Raw genomic sequence first — 16,075 nt, 5'->3', positions numbered from 1 at the left:
CTCTCAGCCGTACCGAGGGGCGCTGCGGGAACGCTGGATGTTAGGGGTACGTCGGTCGCGCGCCCGCCAGCAGCCCGTGTGCCAGTGGCGCCGGTCCTCGGCGCCACCGAGCCCGTCGGCCGGCCACGCCACCACGTGCGCCACACCGGCCGCGATCTCCTGATCGCAGCCGGGGCAACGGTAGACCTTGGTCGCCGAGCCGCCGGGGATGGTGCGTACCGCCCACTGGCCGTCACTCCACCGCTGAACACCCTCGACGCCGCGGCGGACCTGAGCCTCATCGAAGGTCCGGGCGGCGTCGGGGCGACGGTGGTGTCGACGTGGGCTCACGCGTCAAGGGTACGGGTGGCCGCCCGCAACGTGATCCTCACCGGGAGTGGTCGCGGAATCCGCGGCCCACCTTGCGCCCCAGATAACCGGCCGTGACCAGCTGTTCCAGCAACGGCGCCGGGGCGAAGCCGGGCTCGCGCAGCTCGTTGTACAGCTCGCGCTCGATGGCCAGCGAGACGTCCAGCCCGACCACGTCGAGCAGCTCGAACGGGCCCATCGGGTAGCCGCAGCCGAGCTTCATCGCGAAGTCGATGTCGTCGGCGGTCGCGTAGCTGGTCTCGAGCATCCGGATCGCGTCGTTGAGGTACGGGAAGAGCAGCGCGTTGACCACGAACCCGGCCCGGTCGGCGCAGACCACCGGGTACTTGCCGAGCTTCTGGCAGAGCGCCCGGGTCGTGGCGACGGTCTCCTCGGAGGTACGGATGGTCCGGACGACCTCGACCAGGCCCATGATCGGAGCCGGGTTGAAGAAGTGCAGGCCGATCACGTCGCCGGGCCGGTTGGTCGCGACCGCGCACTCGACGACGGGCAGGCTGGAGGTGGTGGTGGCGAGGACCGTACCGGGCTTGCAGATCTCGTCGAAGTTGGCGAACAGCGCCTTCTTCACCGACAGCTCCTCGACGACCGCCTCGACGACCAGGTCGACGTCGCCGAGGTCGTCCAGGGAGTTCGACCACGTGACGCGGCCCAGTGCGGCGTCCCGGTCGGCCTCGTCGAGCTTTCCGCGTACGACGGCCTTGGTGAGCGAAGCGGTGATCTTGTCGCGGGCCTTGGTGGACTTCTCGGCGCCCCGGGTGACGGAGACGACGTCGTAGCCGGCCTTGGCGAACACCTCGATGATGCCGGTGGCCATGGTGCCGGAGCCGACCACGCCGACCTTGGCGATCTGCCGGCCGCCGTCGCCCGCCTCGTGCGCGCCCGGCGCGGCCGGCGTCAGCTCGTCGGGTACGACGACGGGCGAGCCGGGCTTCTCGTACGTGTAGAAGCCGCGGCCGGACTTACGGCCGAGCAGACCGGCGGTCACCATCTGCTTGATGAGCGGCACCGGCGCGTGCCGGCGGTCGCGGCCGCCGCGCCGGTACATGGTGTCGAGGATCTCGTACGCGGTGTCCAGGCCGATGAGGTCCATCAGCGCGAGCGGGCCCATCGGCAGGCCGCAGCCCAGCCGCATCGCGGCGTCGATGTCCTCGCGGGTGGCGTACTTCGACTCGTACATCTGCACGGCGTGGTTGAGGTACCCGAACAGCAGCGCGTTGGCGATGAAGCCGGCGCGGTCGTTGATGGTCACGTCGACCTTGCCGAGCCGCGCGCACAGCGCTTCGATGTCGGAGACGACGTCGTCCGCGGTGACGACGGTCTTGATGATCTCGACCAGCTTCATGATCGGCGCCGGGTTGAAGAAGTGCATCCCGACGACCTGGTTGGGCCGGGTCGTCGCGACCGAGATCTCGGTCACCGACAGCGAGGACGTGTTGGTGGCGAGGATGGCCGCGGGCTTGCAGACCTTGTCGAGCTCGGCGAAGATCGCCCGCTTGAGCTCGAGGTGCTCCGGGACGGCCTCGATGACCAGGTCGACGTCGCGCAGCTCGGTGAGGCCGGTGGCGAACCGTACCCGGCTCAGCAGCGCGGCGCGGTCGGCTTCGGTCAGCTTGCCCCGGGCCACCGCCCGGTCGGTGGAGCCGGTGAGCACGGCGCGACCGCGCTCGAGCGCCGACTCGCTGACCTCGACGGCGACGACGTCGACGCCGTTGCGGGCGAAGACCTCGACGATGCCGGCGCCCATGGTGCCCAGCCCGACGACCCCGATCGATGTGAACTCGCGCGCCACCTTGAGACCTCCCACGGATACCTAACGGAAATTAAGGTACGTGTCCGCGCCGCGCCGCGTAACGAGGTGTGACGTATGCCGCCCAACCGCATCTCGATCGATATCTGTGAACCCGGTGGGGCCGGGCGCGTACGCAGCACCCGGGTTCTTCGGGTGGTATCTCCCCCGAGCGGACGCCCCCACGCGACCCGTCGCCGGTGAATTTACTTGACGCTTCAACAATAACTTCGTACATTTCGTTGAAGCTTCAACTAAGAGAGTTATCCGGCGACGATCAAGGAGCGTTGAGCGATGAACGTCTTTCTCTGGATCCTGCAGATCCTCCTCGCACTGGCCTTCCTCGGCGCGGGCGCGTCGAAGTTGCTCCAGCCGAAGGAGAAGCTGCAGAAGAACATGGCGTACGTGGAGGACTTCTCCGCGGGTACGGTCAAGGTCATCGGCGCTGTGGAGGTGCTCGGCGCGCTCGGGCTGATCCTGCCCGCCGCCACGGGGATCGCCCCGGTCCTCACCCCGCTCGCGGCCACCGGCCTGCTGATCGTCATGGCCCTCGCCATCGTCGTCCACCTCCGCCGCGGCGAGGGCAAGATGGTCCCGATCAACGTCGTTCTGCTCGTGATCGCCGCGATCATCGCGTGGGGTCGCTTCGGCCCGTACCACTTCTGAGGGAACCATTGCTCACATGGCTGAGCCACGCTGGTTGGACGAGACGGAACGACGCGCCTGGCTGTCCCTGATGACCCTCGTCATCGTGGGCCTGCCCGAGATCGAGCGAACATTCCGGGCCCACGGCCTCGTCCATGTCGAGTACGGGCTGCTCGCCGCTCTCAGCGAGCAGCCCGACGGCCTGCGACTGTGCGACCTCGCGCAATCCATGAATGTGTCGCCGAGTCGGCTCAGCCACCGGATGCGCAAACTCATCGAGCGCGGCTACGTACAGGTACGTGGCAGCGACGACGACGGCAGGGTGAGCATCGCGGTCATCACCGAGGCCGGCCGCCGCCTGATCGAGGAGGTGGCGCCGCAGCACGCGGCGGACGTCCGCCGGCTGTTGTTCGACCGGCTCTCTCGCGAGCAGACCGCCGCCCTCGCCGACGCCCTGGCAAGCGTCGCCGGGCAACTTGCTCCATGCCCGGGAGCCGAGGTCGAGACCGCGCCGTAGGGTTCCCACTATGCGCTCTGTCGTCCTCACCGGCATCTCCCGCGGGCTCGGCGCCGACCTCTTCGCCCAGTTGCGCGGCGACGGCGACCGGATCTTCGGTATCGGGCGCCGCTTCACCGACGAGCAGGTCAGCCTCGCCACGGCCGAGCCGAGCCGGGTCCGGCTGCACCAGGCCGAACTGGCCGATCCCACTACCCTGCCGAGCGCCGACACCCTGCGCGAGTTCCTCGCGGACGGCTCCGGGCCCGCCGTACTGATCCACAACGCGGGAGTGGTCGAGCCGGTCGGCCCGATCGGGCAGCTTCCGGAGGCGGCGGCGGTCACCGCCGTGGGCGTCAACCTGACCGCGCCGATGCTGCTGACCAACGCGTTCATGAACGCGCTCCCACCTGGCCGGCCGGCACGGGTCCTGTTCATCTCGTCCGGCGCCGCGCACCGGACGATCAAGAACTGGTCGGTGTACTCCGCGACCAAGCGGGGCGCCGAGATGTTCTTCGAGGGGTTGCGGGCCGAGCACCCCGGGCTGTACGTCGCCAACGTCAACCCCGGCGTGATGGACACCGGGATGCAGGCGGCGCTGCGGGCGTCGGAGTTCCCCGACCGGGACCGGTACGTGGAGCTTCACGAACGCGGCGAGCTACCGGACCCGGCCGACGTGGCGCGGCGGATAATCGAGCAACATCTCGATCAGCCTATTACCAGCGAGTAGCTTCACGGCTAAGCTGACGGGCAACCACCACGATGGGAGCCCGGCATGACGGCGACCCGCACCCCCGGCGTACCGGTCGTTGAAGACGGCGTGCTCGTCTCGACCAGCCCAGCCACGGGCGACGAGGTGGGCCGCTTCCCGGTGGCCTCCGCCGCCGAGGTGGACGCCGCCGTCGCCCGCGCCCGTACCGCGTCCTCCTGGTGGGCCTCGCTCGGCTTCGACGGCCGCCGCGAACGCCTCCTGCGCTACCGCAGCCTCCTCGCCAACCGCCTGGCGGAGCTGGCCGATCTGGTCCACCGCGAGGGCGGCAAGCCCGCGGCCGAGGCCGTCGTCGAGGTCACGGCCGCCATCGACCACGTGGCGTGGGCCGCCAGACACGCCCGCCGGGTGCTCGGTCCGCGCCGGGTGCGCGGCTCGCTCCTGGTGGCCGAGCACGCGGCGTACCTGGAGTACCAGCCGTACGGGGTGATCGGTGTGATCGGCCCCTGGAACTACCCGGTCTTCACCCCGATGGGCTCGATCGCCTACGCCCTCGCCGCCGGCAACGCGGTCGTCTTCAAGCCCAGCGAGTACACCCCGGCCGTCGGGCAGTGGCTGGTCGACCGGTTCGCCGAGGTGGTGCCCGAGCAGCCGGTCCTGCAGATCGTCCACGGCACCGGCGAGGTGGGCGGCGCGCTGTGCCGGTCGGGCGTCGGCAAGCTCGCGTTCACCGGCTCGACCGCCACCGGCAAGAAGGTGATGGCCGCGTGCGCGGAGACGCTCACTCCCGTACTCGTGGAGTGCGGCGGGAAGGACGCGATGATCGTCGAGGCGGACGCCGACCTCGACGCGGCGGTCTCGGCCTGCCTGTGGGGCGGCATGACGAACGCCGGCCAGACCTGCATCGGCATCGAGCGGGTCTACGTGGCCGAGCGGGTCTACGACGACTTCCTCGGCAAGCTGGTGGAGCGCGCGGCGAAGCTCACCGTGAGCGACGGCGAGGACGCCGACTTCGGCCCGATCACCATGCCCGGCCAGATCGACGTGATCCGCCGGCACATCGACGACGCGATCGCCCGGGGCGGCCGGGCGGTGCTGGGCGGCCCCGACGCGGTGCAGCCTCCGTACGTGAAGCCGACGATCCTCGTGGACGTGCCCGAGGACAGCGTCGCCGTACGCGAGGAGACGTTCGGCCCGACGCTCACGGTGACCAGGGTGCGCGACGGCGACGAGGCGGTGGAGCGGGCGAACGCGTCCGTCTACGGCCTCGGCGGCTCGGTCTTCTCCCGCTCGCGCGGCATGGAACTGGCCCGGCGGCTGCGCTCGGGCATGACGGCGGTCAACGGGGCGCTCTCCTTCGCCGGGGTGCCGAGCCTTCCGTTCGGCGGCATCGGCGACTCCGGCTTCGGCCGCATCCACGGCGAGGACGGGCTGCGCGAGTTCGCCCGGGCCAAGGCGATCACCCGCCGCCGGATGCCGTCGCCGCTGCCGGCGATGTCGTTCGACCGCTCCCCCAAGGCGGTCGCGATGATCGCCCGCGCCGTCCGGCTGGTGCACGGCCGCAGCCGCTGACTCCGCGATCTTGGACACTTCGCGGGGTTATAGGCCCGCTAACTGTCCAAGATCGCGGGTAGAGGGGTCGGCATGGCCGAGGTGGCGCTGCTGGCCGGACTCCAGGCGTCGGGCAAGTCGACGTTCTACCGGCAGCGCCTGGCGTCCACGCATGCGCACGTCAGCAAGGACAACTGGCCCAACGCCCGGCACCGCGAGCAGCGGCAGCGGCGGGAGATCGCCGCGGCCCTCATCGAAGGCCGCGACGTCGCCGTCGACAACACCAACCCGTCACGCCACGAGCGGGTACCGCTCATCGAGATGGCGCACGCCCACGGCGCGAAGGCCGTCGGGTACTGGTTCCCGCCCGACCCCGCCGTGTCGCTGGCCCGTAACGCCCAGCGTGAGGGCCGCAAACGGGTACCGGACGTCGGACTGTTCTCCACCCTGAAGCGGCTGACCCGGCCCTCCTTCGACGAAGGATTCGACGCGCTGTACACCGTTCGTCAGGACGGGCGGGGCGGCTTCACCGTCACGCCGTGGGCGCGGGAGACCGTCAGAACAGCGTCATCTCGTCGCGGGTGATGCCCCTCAGCGCGTGGTAGTCGAGGACGACGCAGCGGATCCCGCGGTCCTCGGCCAGTACCCTCGCCTGGGGTTTGATCTCCTGGGCGGCAAAGACGCCGGAGACCGGGGCGAGCAGCGGGTCCCGGCCGAGCAGCTCCAGATAACGGGTCAGCTGCTCCACCCCGTCGATCTCGCCGCGCCGCTTGACCTCCACGGCGATGGTCGCGCCGTCCGCGTCGCGGCACAGCAGGTCGACCGGCCCGATCGCGGTCGGGTACTCGCGGCGGATCAGCGTGTAGCCCTCCCCCAGCACGCTCGGGGTCGCCGCGAGCAGCTCCTGCAGGTGCGCCTCCACGCCGTCCTTGATCAGGCCCGGGTCGACACCCAGCTCGTGTGAGGTGTCGTGCAGCACCTCCTCGATGGTGATGCGCAGCTCCTCACCGGCCTTGTTGACCACCCGCCACACGCCGGGGGCCTCCTCGACCCGGCATGGCGGGCTCATCCAGTTGAGTGGTTTGTATGCACGGTCGTCGGCGTGGATGGACACCGACCCGTCGGCCTTGACCATGAGCAGCCGCGTCGCGAGCGGAAGATGGGCTGTGAGCCGGCCGATGTAATCCACCGAACACCGGGCGATGACTAGTCGCACCGGGAGAGGGTACCCACAAGCAGACAGCCGCGTGCTACGACCGGCCGGTTGTCGATGCTGGAGGGAAGTTCGATGAACGTCTGGGGTACCGGTCCGTTCGACAACGACGTCGCCGAGCAGTTCGCGACGGAGCTGGACGACGCCGACCCCGACCAGCGCGTGCTCATGCTCCGCGGGAGCCTGCAGGCGGCGGTCGACGCCGACGAGGCGGTCGACGCCGAGTCCGCCTTCCGCGCGTTCGCCGCGGCCACGGTCGCGGCGGCCGGCTGCCCCGGCGCGCCCCTCATCGAGTCCGACTACGCGCCGGAGTTCCTGACGCTGGACGATCCACCCAAGATCCCTCCGGACCTCCCCTCGCTCGCGCGCGACGCGTTGGAGCGGATCGAGGAGCATGACTCGGGCTGGTACCAGCTGTGGCAGAAGGCGGACAACCTGCGTGAGGCGGTCGAGACGCTGGAGGTCGTCCGCGATTCGCTGTGCTGAGCCGTATTGCCGTGGTGAGCCGTATTCGCTGCGCTGAGCCATCATTGCCGTGCTGAGCCATCATTGCCCGTCGCTGTCATGCTGAAGCGGTGCTGGAAGCGCTGACCGGAGCCGGGCTCGCCACGTCGGCCGGCCTGAACGCCTACATCCCCCTGCTGGCGATGGGGCTGCTCGCGCGGTACACCAGCGTGGTCACCCTCCCGCCGTCCTGGCACTGGCTGGCGGGCGGCTGGATCCTCGCGATCCTCGGCGTGCTGCTGGCGGTCGAGATCGTCGCCGACAAGGTCCCGGTGGTCGACCATGTCAACGACATCGTCCAGACGGCGGTCCGCCCGACCGCCGGCGGACTGGCGTTCGGCGCGGCTTCCGGCGCCCGGACGGTCACGGTCTCCGACCCGGGCCGGTTCTTCTCCGGGCACCAGTGGGTGCCGGTCGTACTCGGCGTGCTGATCTCCCTGACGGTCCACAGCGGGAAGGCGGCAGCGCGGCCGGTCGTCAACGCCAGCACGGCCGGTTTCGGTGCGCCGGTCGTGAGCACCGTCGAAGACCTCGGCAGCATCGCCCTGTCCCTGGCCGCGATCCTGCTTCCGGTACTCGTGCTGGTCGGACTGGTCGCGATGGTCGCCGGGTTCTGGGCCCTGCGTCGGCGCCGGCGCCGGCGCCGACGCAGGGCCACCCCTTCGCTCAGTCGGTGACCACCGCCTGGAAGCGGCGGCGCAGCGACAGGAACCGCTTCTCGAACAGCTGATAGCTGAGCACCGCGAGCACCACCGTGAGCACCAGGGAACACACCAACTGCGCCGGCCCGAACCGCCACCCGAGGGACGCGTCCAACGCCTCCAGTGAGAGCAGAACCGGCCAGTGGTACATGTACAACCCGTAGGTCCGCCGACCCAACCAGCCGAGGACGCGGGCCGGCGGGTTCGCGCAGCGGGCGCGCTGTGCCACCACGATGGCGGCTGCCGCGAGCAGGGAGACCAGCGAGTACGACACGACGCTGAGCCGGCCCGCGTAGATCGCCGGATACTGCAGCCCGGCGAGGGTCATCAGCGCAATCAGGCCCAAGGTGAGGACGACCGGCCCGCGCCGGCCGCCCAACGCCCTGTCGAGGTACCGCCACGCCCGCCCGTGCCGATGGTGCACAGTGGCGAGTACGGCGCCGATGACGATCGCGTCGAGGTGTGAGGTGGTGGCGTTCCAGACCATCGGGTAACGTGCGCCGGCCTCGATGGTGACCAGGCGGGCGATCGGACCGAGCGCCGCCAGCGTGACGAGGACCCGCCAACGGCCGGTGGCGCCGAGCAGCGCAAGGAGCGGCAGCAGCAGGTACGCCTGCTCCTCCACGCCGATCGACCAGGTGTGGCTGAGAAAGCTCACCGGCCCGGGCAGCAGCGGCACCGCCCAGTTGAATGTGAAGGTCAGGTAGTAGGGAACCGCGCTGGTGGGCAACGCTCCCCGGACTCCAACCGCGTCACCGACCCAGGCGATCGCCAGCAGGACGAAGTACAGCGGCCAGATTCGCAGGATGCGACGCCACCAGTAGGCGCCTTGCCGGATCCGACCGGTGGTCGAGCGCTCGATGAGCAACAGCCGGGTGATCAGGTACGAGCTGAGGGTGAAGAAGCCGACCACGCCGAATCCGCCGAACCGGGAGGCGCCGACGAACGCCCGTCCGAGTGACTCGACTGCGGGTAGGCGGCCGACGCTGTGCAGCAGCCACACGCACAGAAAGAGCGCGAACCGCAGGACGTCGAGCCCAGGAGCGTGCCACCGGGTCTGCCGGCGGCCGGTCTGACCGCTCCCCCAGGTTGGACCGATCAGGGTCCCGCTCTCGTGCGCCGTCGGTTGGTGCATCGCAGTCCGAACGCCTCCTATCGCGGCTCGTGGATCCGGCGAACGCACCGTGGCGCTGGTCACCCTCGTTCATGAGCGCCGGCACTCACTCAACGGCGATGGCGTAGGGGCCGATACGGGATGCCATGACTCTGTGCGACGCCCGGCGCCTGGCTGTACCTGGTGGACAGTGCGACGGCGCGCATCACCCGGCGGTCCACTTCGAACGGTTGGTTTCGTCCGTTCCTGAGGGGGCAAGCGCCCTCCGCCACTTCGCACGATTCCCAGCCTGACCGGGCCGGACACTCCCGCCGGTCGGGCCGTCCGCGAACGGGAAGGGAGATGCCGTTGTGAAGTTCCCCCTCAAGATGGCTCTGGTGGCGGCCGGCGCGCTGGTCGTGAGCGCCGTCAGCACCGTCAGCGCCGCCAGCGCCGCCAGCCCGAGCGCCTACGCCGATTCGCCACCGAAGCCGAAGACACCGTTCGTGCAGCCGTTCCACACGGTTTCGACGATCTCCTCGACGGTGCCCGCGAACGGAGACCTCAACCCCTACGGGACCACCGTCGTACCCGTCAGCAAGGACCGGCTGCGCACCGGCGACGTGTTGGTCAGCAACTTCAACAACGCGCAGAACCAGCAGGGCCGAGGGTCGACCATCGTGGAGATCAGCCCCGGCGGTAAGCAGCGGCTGTTCGCTCAGATAAGTCCCGCGAAACTACCCGGCGGCCCCGGCTCGTGCCCGGGCGGGATCGGCCTGACCACCGCGCTCGTCGTCCTGCGGTCCGGCTGGGTCGTCGTCGGAAGCCTGCCCACCACCAACGGCATGGCCGCCACGGCGAAGGCGGGCTGCCTGATCGTGCTCGACAGCAACGGCACGGTGCGCGAGACGATCGCCGGCCACGGCATCAACGGACCGTGGGACATGACCGCACACGACAACGGCACGTCGGCCGAACTGTTCGTCACCAACGTTCTCAACGGCACGGTCGCCGCCGGCGGCAACGTCGTCAAGAAGGGCACCGTGCTGCGGCTGTCCCTGGAGGTCGACAAGCACAAGCCGCCGAAGCTGCGACACGTCACCACGATCGGCTCCGGTTTCGGGGAGCGGACCGACCCGGCCGCGCTGGTCGTCGGCCCCACCGGGGTCGGCCTCGGCGCGGACGGCACGCTGTTCGTGGCCGACACCGTCGGCAACCGGATCACCGCCATCCCCGACGCGGTCAGGCGCGAGAACAGCGCCGGCACCGGACGTACCGTCAGCACGGACGTCCACCTGAACGGGCCGCTCGGACTGGCGATCGCCCCCAACGGAAACATCCTCACCGTCAACGGCGGCGACGGCTTTCTCGTCGAGACCACACGTGACGGCAGGCAGGTGGCGACCCGACTCCTCGACAACACCGGTACGCCGCCCGGCGTCGGCGCCCTCTTCGGTCTCGCCGTGGCGCCCGCTCACATCGGCGTCTACTTCGTCGACGACAACACCAACACGCTCAACCTTCTCCACCGTCCTTAGGACGCGCGACGGGCGCACCGGCCAGCACCGGTGCGCCCGATCTGGAGGAGGGTCCGCGCCCTCAGGAGCGGGCCTGCGCCGTCCTGGCCTGCCAGCGGTTCCAGACCAGCCCACCCAGGTACAGCCCGAGCGCGGAACCGATGGCCGAGATGACCAGCGCGCCGATGATGTCGACGGGCGAGTGCACGTGGGCGACCACCCGGGCCGCGCCGACGAGGACGGCCGCCACCCAGAGCACGGCGGCGATCCGCTTGCGGTACGACCACAGCACATACCCGGCGAGCGAGCCGACGGCGGTGTGGTCGGACGGGAAGCCGTTGTCGGCGGGGTGCGTGAAGTACGGGTGCACGTGCCCGCCGACGAACGGGCGCGGGTCGTAGTAGGCGGCGGCCGCGAGCTTCACGATCATGAGCGTGAAGACCGCCGCGAAGACCGCCTGGACGGCCGACCTCCAGCGATCGCCGGTCGGCAGCGTGAGCCAGACTGCCGCGGCGGCGACCGCGATAAGAAAGATCAGGTACTGGGCCACGTCCGTTACGACTGCGTGCACTGGCGATCCCCCTCAAAACCCCACACGTTGTAGGGTTCGATTAGATCACCCCTGGCTCGCAACCGCCCGTTCGCCCCGCGGCCACCGGTCAGGCCAGGCTGTTCGCCTCCCGTACCACGGTCACCAGCTCGTCCATGATGTCGTTGAGCGCGAAGTCCTTCGGCGTGAACACCCGCGCCACCCCGGCCTTGCGCAGCGTCTCGGCGTCGTCGGCCGGGATGATGCCGCCGACCACGACCGGCAGGTCCGCACGGCCGGCCGCCTTGAGCCCGTCGAGCACCGCCGGCACCGCGTCCAGGTGCGAGCCGGAGAGCACCGACAGGCCGACCAGGTCGACGTCCTCGGCCACCGCCGCCGACACGATCTGCGCCGGGGTCAGCCGGATGCCCTGGTACACGACCTCGAAACCGGCGTCGCGGGCGCGTACCGCGATCTGCTCGGCGCCGTTGGAGTGCCCGTCCAGGCCCGGCTTGCCGACCAGCATGCGCAGCCGCGCGGCGCCCAGGTCGGTCGCGGTCGCCCGGACCCGCTCCCGGACCCTGGCCAGCGGCGAGCCGGCGGCGGCCTCCCCGGCGGAGGCGGCGGCGCTCAGGCCCGTCGGCGGGCGGTACTCGCCGAACACCTCGCGCAGCGCGCCGGCCCACTCCCCCGTCGTCACGCCCGCACGGACGCACTCCAGGGTCGCCGGCATCAGGTTCGCGGTACCCGCGGCGTCGGCGCGCAGCCGGTCCATCGCGGCGGCCACGGCGTCCGGGTCCCGCCGGGCGCGCCACGCTCGCACGCTCTCGACCGCCGCGTGCTCCACCGCCGGGTCGACCTGCTCGATGTGATTGGCGCCGCTGGCCGTCAGTGGGCTCGGCTCGGTCTCGGTGAACCGGTTGACGCCGACCACGACGTCGTTGCCGGCCTCCATCCGCCGGCGGCGCTCGGCCAGCGAGGCGACCAGGGCGCTCTTGAGGTAGCCGGTCTCGACGGCGGCGACCACGCCGCCCATGTCGAGCACGCTCCGTAGCTCCGCGCGGGCACCGTCGACGATCTCACTGACCAGCGCCTCCACCACGTGGGAGCCGTCGAAGAGGTCCGGGTACTGCAGCAGGTCCGACTCGAAGGCGAGGACCTGCTGCATGCGCAGCGACCACTGCTGGTCCCAGGGGCGGGGCAGGCCGAGCGCCTCGTTCCAGGCCGGCAGCTGAACGGCCCGGGCGCGGGCGTCGCGCGACAGGGTCACGCCGAGCATCTCCAGCACGATGCGCTGGACGTTGTTCTCCGGCTGCGCCTCGGTAAGTCCGAGGGAGTTGACCTGTACGCCGTACCGGAAGCGGCGCTGCTTGGCGTCGGTGACGCCGTACCGCTCGCGAGTGATCTCGTCCCACAGCCGGCCGAACGCGCGCATCTTCGCCATCTCCTCGACGAAGCGGACGCCGGCGTTGACGAAGAACGAGATCCGCTCGACGACGCGGCCGATCTGATCTTCCGGCACCTGCCCGGAGTCGCGTACCGCGTCGAGCACCGCGATCGCCGTCGACAGCGCGAAGGCCACCTCCTGGACCGGCGTGGCCCCGGCCTCCTGGAGGTGGTACGAGCAGATGTTGACCGGGTTCCACCGGGGCGTGTTGGCCACGGTCCACGCGATCACGTCGGTGGTCAGGCGCAGCGACGGCCCCGGCGGGAAGATGTACGTCCCGCGGGACAGGTACTCCTTGATGATGTCGTTCTGGGTGGTGCCGGCGAGCTTCTCGCGCGGCGCGCCCTGCTCGTCCGCGACGGTCACGTACAGCGCGAGCAGCCACATGGCCGGCGCGTTGATCGTCATGGACGTATTCGCGGCGGCGAGGTCGATGCCGTCGAAGAGGGCGCGCGCGTCGCCGAGGTGCGCCACCGGCACACCGACCCGGCCGACCTCGCCGCGCGCCATCTCGTCGTCGGGGTCGTACCCGGTCTGGGTGGGCAGGTCGAACGCGACCGACAGGCCGGTCTGCCCCTTGGCGAGGTTGCGGCGGAAGAGCGCGTTGCTGGCCGCTGCGGAGGAGTGACCGGCGTAGGTGCGCATCACCCACGGCCGGTCAGGCTGCTCCAGCCGGCTTGCGTCGGACATGACCAACCTCCGCGGTCCTGGATGCCGTTTGCAGAAGTTTACTAAGTGGTAACTTAGGTTGGTCCCGTGACAATCGTCACCGCTGCGGAGGCCGGCGACAACGGCCCCGGCCAGTGTTCTTGGGCACTGGCGCGACATAGTGGACGCCGTGACGGAAAATCTGGCGATCGAGGTGCGCGGCCTGCGCAAGGCGTACGGCACGACGGTCGCCGTCGACGGCCTCGACCTTGCCGTGCGGCGGGGCGAGGTGTTCGCGCTGCTCGGCCCGAACGGCGCGGGCAAGACCACCACCGTGGAGATCCTGGAGGGCTTCCGGCGGGCCGACGGCGGCGAGATACGGGTACTGGACACCGACCCCCGCGCCGTGACCCCGGCCTGGCGGGCGCGCGTCGGCATCGTGCTGCAGAGCACCGGCGAGTTCGAGGAGTTGACGGTCGCCGAGGTGGTGCACCACTTCGCGACGTACTACCCCGACGCCGACGACCCGGACAAGGTGATCGAGCGGGTCGGGCTGACCGAGAAGCGCGACGCCCGCGCGGAGAAGCTCTCCGGCGGCCAGAAGCGCCGCCTGGACGTCGCCCTCGGCATCATCGGCCGCCCGGAACTGCTGTTCCTCGACGAGCCGACCACCGGCTTCGACCCGGAGGCGCGCCGGCAGTTCTGGGAGCTGATCCGCGACCTGGCCGCCGCCGGCACCACGATCCTGCTCACCACGCACTACCTCGACGAGGCCGAGGCCCTCGCCGACCGGGTCGGCGTCATCGCCGGAGGCCGCATGGTCGCCGTCGCCGCCCCCGCCGATCTCGGCGACCGGCGCAACGCCATGGCGACAGTCCGCTGGCAGGGCCCGGACGGCCCGCGGTCGGAGCGCACGCACACGCCGACGGCCGTGGTGGCCGCACTGGCCGAACGCTTCGGTGGCGAGGTGCCCGGGCTGACGGTGAGCCGGCCCACGCTCGAAGACATCTACCTCAGCATGATCAGTAAGGAGGAAGCGGAATGACCACGGTCGCCGACCGACCGGCCGCCCGCTCGGCAGGTCGGCGCCCCGGCGCGCTGACCATCGGGCTCAGCCGCGGCGCGCTCGAGCTCAAGCAGTTCGTGCGCACCCGGGCGTACCTGGTCTTCACGCTGCTCTTCCCGGTCCTCATCGTGCTGATCTTCGGTGCCGCCTTCCACGGCTCGGCCGGCGGCGGCGTCAGCTACACCCAGTACTTCGTGACCGGCATGATCGCCTCCGGGCTGCTCGCCACCGGCTTCCAGAACCTGGCCATCCAGATCCCGATCGAGCGCGACCGGGGGGTGCTCAAGCGGCTGGTCGGCACGCCGATGCCGCGGTCGGCGTACTTCATCGGCAAGATCGTGATGGTGCTGGTGATGAGCGTCGTCAGTACGGTGATCCTGCTGGCCCTGGCGGTCGCCCTCTACGGGCTGAGGCTGCCCGACACCGGCACGAAGTGGTTCACGCTCGTCTGGGTGGGCCTGCTCGGCGTGATCGCCTGCACCCTGCTCGGCATCGCGTACTCGTCGCTGGCCCGCACCGGGCGCGCGGCGCCGTCGATGACGACGCCGGTGGCGCTGGTGCTCCAGTTCATCTCGGGCGTGTTCTTCGTGTACACCAGCCTGCCGGGCTGGATGCAGCAGATCGCGGCGCTGTTCCCGCTGAAGTGGATGACCCAGGGGCTGCGGTCGGTGTTCCTGCCCGACGCGTACGCCCAGCACGAAGTCGCGCACTCCTGGGAGCTGGGCAAGGTCGCGGTCGTACTGGGCGCCTGGTGCGTCGCCGGCCTGATCCTGTGCCTGCTGACGTTCCGCTGGACGGAGAAGGATTAGTCCCCGATCTTGGACACTTGGCGGGCCTATGACACCGCCAAGTGTCCAAGATCGGCGGGAATCAGTAGCGGTAGAACCCGCGACCCGTCTTGCGGCCCAGGTCGCCGGCGGTGACCATGCGCGCCAGCAGCTCCGGCGGGAAGAACTTCTCGTCCGCGGTGTCGTTGTAGATGTTCTTCGTGGCGTGCAGCAGCACGTCGACGCCGGTGAGGTCGGTGGTCGCCAGCGGCCCCATCGGGTGGCCGAAGCCGAGCTTGCACGCCGTGTCGAGGTCCTCCGGGCTCACCACGCCGCTCTCCACCAGCTTGACCGCCTCGACCACCAGCGCGGAGATGAGCCGGGTGGTCACGAAGCCGGCGATGTCCCGGTTGACGACGATGCAGGTCTTGCCGATCTCTTCGGCGAACGAGCGCGCCCGGGCCAGCGCCTCGTCGGAGGTCTTGTAGCCGCGCACCAGTTCGCAGAGCTTCATCATCGGCACCGGCGAGAAGAAGTGGGTGCCGACGACCGACTCCGGCCGGGAGGTCGCCGCGGCGATCTGGGTCACCGGGATCGCCGAGGTGTTGGTCGCCAGTACGGCGTCCGTCTTGCAGATCCGGTCCAGCTCGCGGAAGACATCCTGCTTGATGTCGAGCCGCTCGAAGACCGCCTCCACCACGATGTCGGCGTCCGCCGCCGCCTCCAGGTCGGTGGTGGGCGTGATCCGGCCCAGCGCCGCCTCGACGTCGTCGGCCGCGATCGAGCCCTTGCTCGCGAACTTCTCCAGCGACTTGCGGATGCCCGACAAGCCGCGCTGCACGGCCGCGTCGTCCAGGTCGCGTAGGACCACCGACCAGCCCGCCGCCGCTGCGACCTGGGCGATTCCGGACCCCATCAGACCGGCACCGATGACCGCCAGTCGACCCGCCATCTGCACATCCTCCTCATCCGTGGTGCCGAGCCGTCCCAGGCGGACAGCCAGCGTTGGCTGGCACCCTACCCGTCACCTGAAC

At 70.3% G+C, this 16,075-nt stretch carries 17 protein-coding genes; 10 read left to right on the top strand and 7 right to left on the bottom strand.

The features are described from left to right. Positions 1 to 3: 3 nt before the first annotated feature. Both HC031_RS27230 and HC031_RS27225 read right to left on the bottom strand, forming a co-directional pair. Complete coding sequence (locus tag HC031_RS27230) at positions 4 to 330, bottom strand: hypothetical protein (RefSeq protein ID WP_167928291.1); 327 nt, start codon at positions 328 to 330, stop codon at positions 4 to 6. 37 nt (positions 331 to 367) lie between these two features. Further along, positions 368 to 2,158, bottom strand: a complete 1,791-nt coding sequence (locus HC031_RS27225; RefSeq protein ID WP_167928316.1) for a 3-hydroxybutyryl-CoA dehydrogenase — start codon at positions 2,156 to 2,158, stop codon at positions 368 to 370. A 291-nt stretch (positions 2,159 to 2,449) separates the two neighbouring features. On the opposite strand from HC031_RS27225, the gene HC031_RS27220 reads away from it, so the two are divergent. The 5 genes from HC031_RS27220 to HC031_RS27200 all read left to right on the top strand — a co-directional run bounded on the left by HC031_RS27220 (position 2,450) and on the right by HC031_RS27200 (position 6,141). Next, entirely contained in the window at positions 2,450 to 2,821 is a 372-nt protein-coding gene (locus HC031_RS27220; RefSeq protein WP_167928290.1) for a DoxX family protein, read from the top strand. Between the two features lie 16 nt (positions 2,822 to 2,837). After that, the gene (locus tag HC031_RS27215; protein ID WP_167928289.1) at positions 2,838 to 3,317 is read left to right on the top strand and encodes a MarR family winged helix-turn-helix transcriptional regulator; all 480 of its coding nucleotides are present in this window, start codon (positions 2,838 to 2,840) and stop codon (positions 3,315 to 3,317) included. Positions 3,318 to 3,327: 10 nt separating this feature from the next. Then, positions 3,328 to 4,026: an SDR family NAD(P)-dependent oxidoreductase gene (locus HC031_RS27210; protein ID WP_167928288.1), complete on the top strand. Its 699-nt coding sequence runs from the start codon at positions 3,328 to 3,330 to the stop codon at positions 4,024 to 4,026. A gap of 45 nt (positions 4,027 to 4,071) precedes the next feature. Further along, positions 4,072 to 5,577 carry an aldehyde dehydrogenase family protein gene (locus HC031_RS27205; RefSeq protein ID WP_167928287.1) on the top strand — a complete coding sequence of 502 codons (1,506 nt, stop codon included), beginning with the start codon at positions 4,072 to 4,074 and terminating at the stop codon, positions 5,575 to 5,577. Positions 5,578 to 5,649: 72 nt separating this feature from the next. Further along, entirely contained in the window at positions 5,650 to 6,141 is a 492-nt protein-coding gene (locus HC031_RS27200) for an ATP-binding protein (protein WP_167928286.1), read from the top strand. On the opposite strand, the gene nucS is transcribed toward HC031_RS27200, so the two are convergent. Further along, entirely contained in the window at positions 6,113 to 6,772 is a 660-nt protein-coding gene (gene nucS, locus HC031_RS27195; RefSeq protein ID WP_167928285.1) for an endonuclease NucS, read from the bottom strand. The two genes, HC031_RS27200 and nucS, sit on opposite strands and share 29 nt — an antisense overlap. A gap of 72 nt (positions 6,773 to 6,844) precedes the next feature. Here nucS and HC031_RS27190 point away from each other — a divergent pair, with 72 nt between their 5' ends. Together HC031_RS27190 and HC031_RS27185 are read left to right on the top strand one after the other, a co-directional pair. Next, positions 6,845 to 7,255 (top strand): DUF4259 domain-containing protein, encoded by a 411-nt coding sequence (locus HC031_RS27190; protein WP_167928284.1) that lies wholly within the window; start codon positions 6,845 to 6,847, stop codon positions 7,253 to 7,255. Between the two features lie 89 nt (positions 7,256 to 7,344). After that, positions 7,345 to 7,950 (top strand): DUF4126 family protein, encoded by a 606-nt coding sequence (locus HC031_RS27185; RefSeq protein ID WP_167928283.1) that lies wholly within the window; start codon positions 7,345 to 7,347, stop codon positions 7,948 to 7,950. Here the strand turns inward: HC031_RS27185 and HC031_RS27180 are convergent. Then, on the bottom strand, positions 7,940 to 9,109 hold the full coding sequence (locus HC031_RS27180; protein WP_167928282.1) for an acyltransferase family protein: 1,170 nt from the start codon (positions 9,107 to 9,109) through the stop codon (positions 7,940 to 7,942). The two genes, HC031_RS27185 and HC031_RS27180, sit on opposite strands and share 11 nt — an antisense overlap. A 329-nt stretch (positions 9,110 to 9,438) precedes the next feature. Here HC031_RS27180 and HC031_RS27175 point away from each other — a divergent pair, with 329 nt between their 5' ends. Beyond that, positions 9,439 to 10,605 carry an NHL repeat-containing protein gene (locus HC031_RS27175; protein WP_205863299.1) on the top strand — a complete coding sequence of 389 codons (1,167 nt, stop codon included), beginning with the start codon at positions 9,439 to 9,441 and terminating at the stop codon, positions 10,603 to 10,605. 61 nt (positions 10,606 to 10,666) lie between these two features. Here HC031_RS27175 and HC031_RS27170 read toward each other — a convergent pair whose 3' ends face one another. Next, a complete protein-coding gene (locus HC031_RS27170) occupies positions 10,667 to 11,155 on the bottom strand; it encodes a phosphatase PAP2 family protein (protein WP_167928281.1) in 489 nt (162 codons plus the stop codon). An 88-nt stretch (positions 11,156 to 11,243) separates the two neighbouring features. After that, on the bottom strand, positions 11,244 to 13,250 hold the full coding sequence (locus HC031_RS27165; RefSeq protein ID WP_167928280.1) for a protein meaA: 2,007 nt from the start codon (positions 13,248 to 13,250) through the stop codon (positions 11,244 to 11,246). Between the two features lie 148 nt (positions 13,251 to 13,398). Between HC031_RS27165 and HC031_RS27160 the strand changes: the two genes are divergently transcribed. Beyond that, complete coding sequence (locus HC031_RS27160) at positions 13,399 to 14,253, top strand: ATP-binding cassette domain-containing protein (RefSeq protein WP_167928279.1); 855 nt, start codon at positions 13,399 to 13,401, stop codon at positions 14,251 to 14,253. Next, positions 14,250 to 15,083 carry an ABC transporter permease gene (locus HC031_RS27155; protein WP_167928278.1) on the top strand — a complete coding sequence of 278 codons (834 nt, stop codon included), beginning with the start codon at positions 14,250 to 14,252 and terminating at the stop codon, positions 15,081 to 15,083. Before HC031_RS27160 ends, HC031_RS27155 begins: the two co-directional genes overlap by 4 nt. A gap of 61 nt (positions 15,084 to 15,144) precedes the next feature. On the opposite strand, the gene HC031_RS27150 is transcribed toward HC031_RS27155, so the two are convergent. Continuing rightward, positions 15,145 to 15,993 carry a 3-hydroxyacyl-CoA dehydrogenase family protein gene (locus HC031_RS27150; RefSeq protein ID WP_167928277.1) on the bottom strand — a complete coding sequence of 283 codons (849 nt, stop codon included), beginning with the start codon at positions 15,991 to 15,993 and terminating at the stop codon, positions 15,145 to 15,147. Positions 15,994 to 16,075: the final 82 nt, after the last annotated feature.

It is taken from the genome of Planosporangium thailandense, from assembly GCF_011947195.1.
GTDB lineage: Bacteria > Actinomycetota > Actinomycetes > Mycobacteriales > Micromonosporaceae > Planosporangium > Planosporangium thailandense.
Note: the sequence above shows the minus strand (reverse complement) of the source record. Positions and strands in the feature narration are given on the sequence as shown.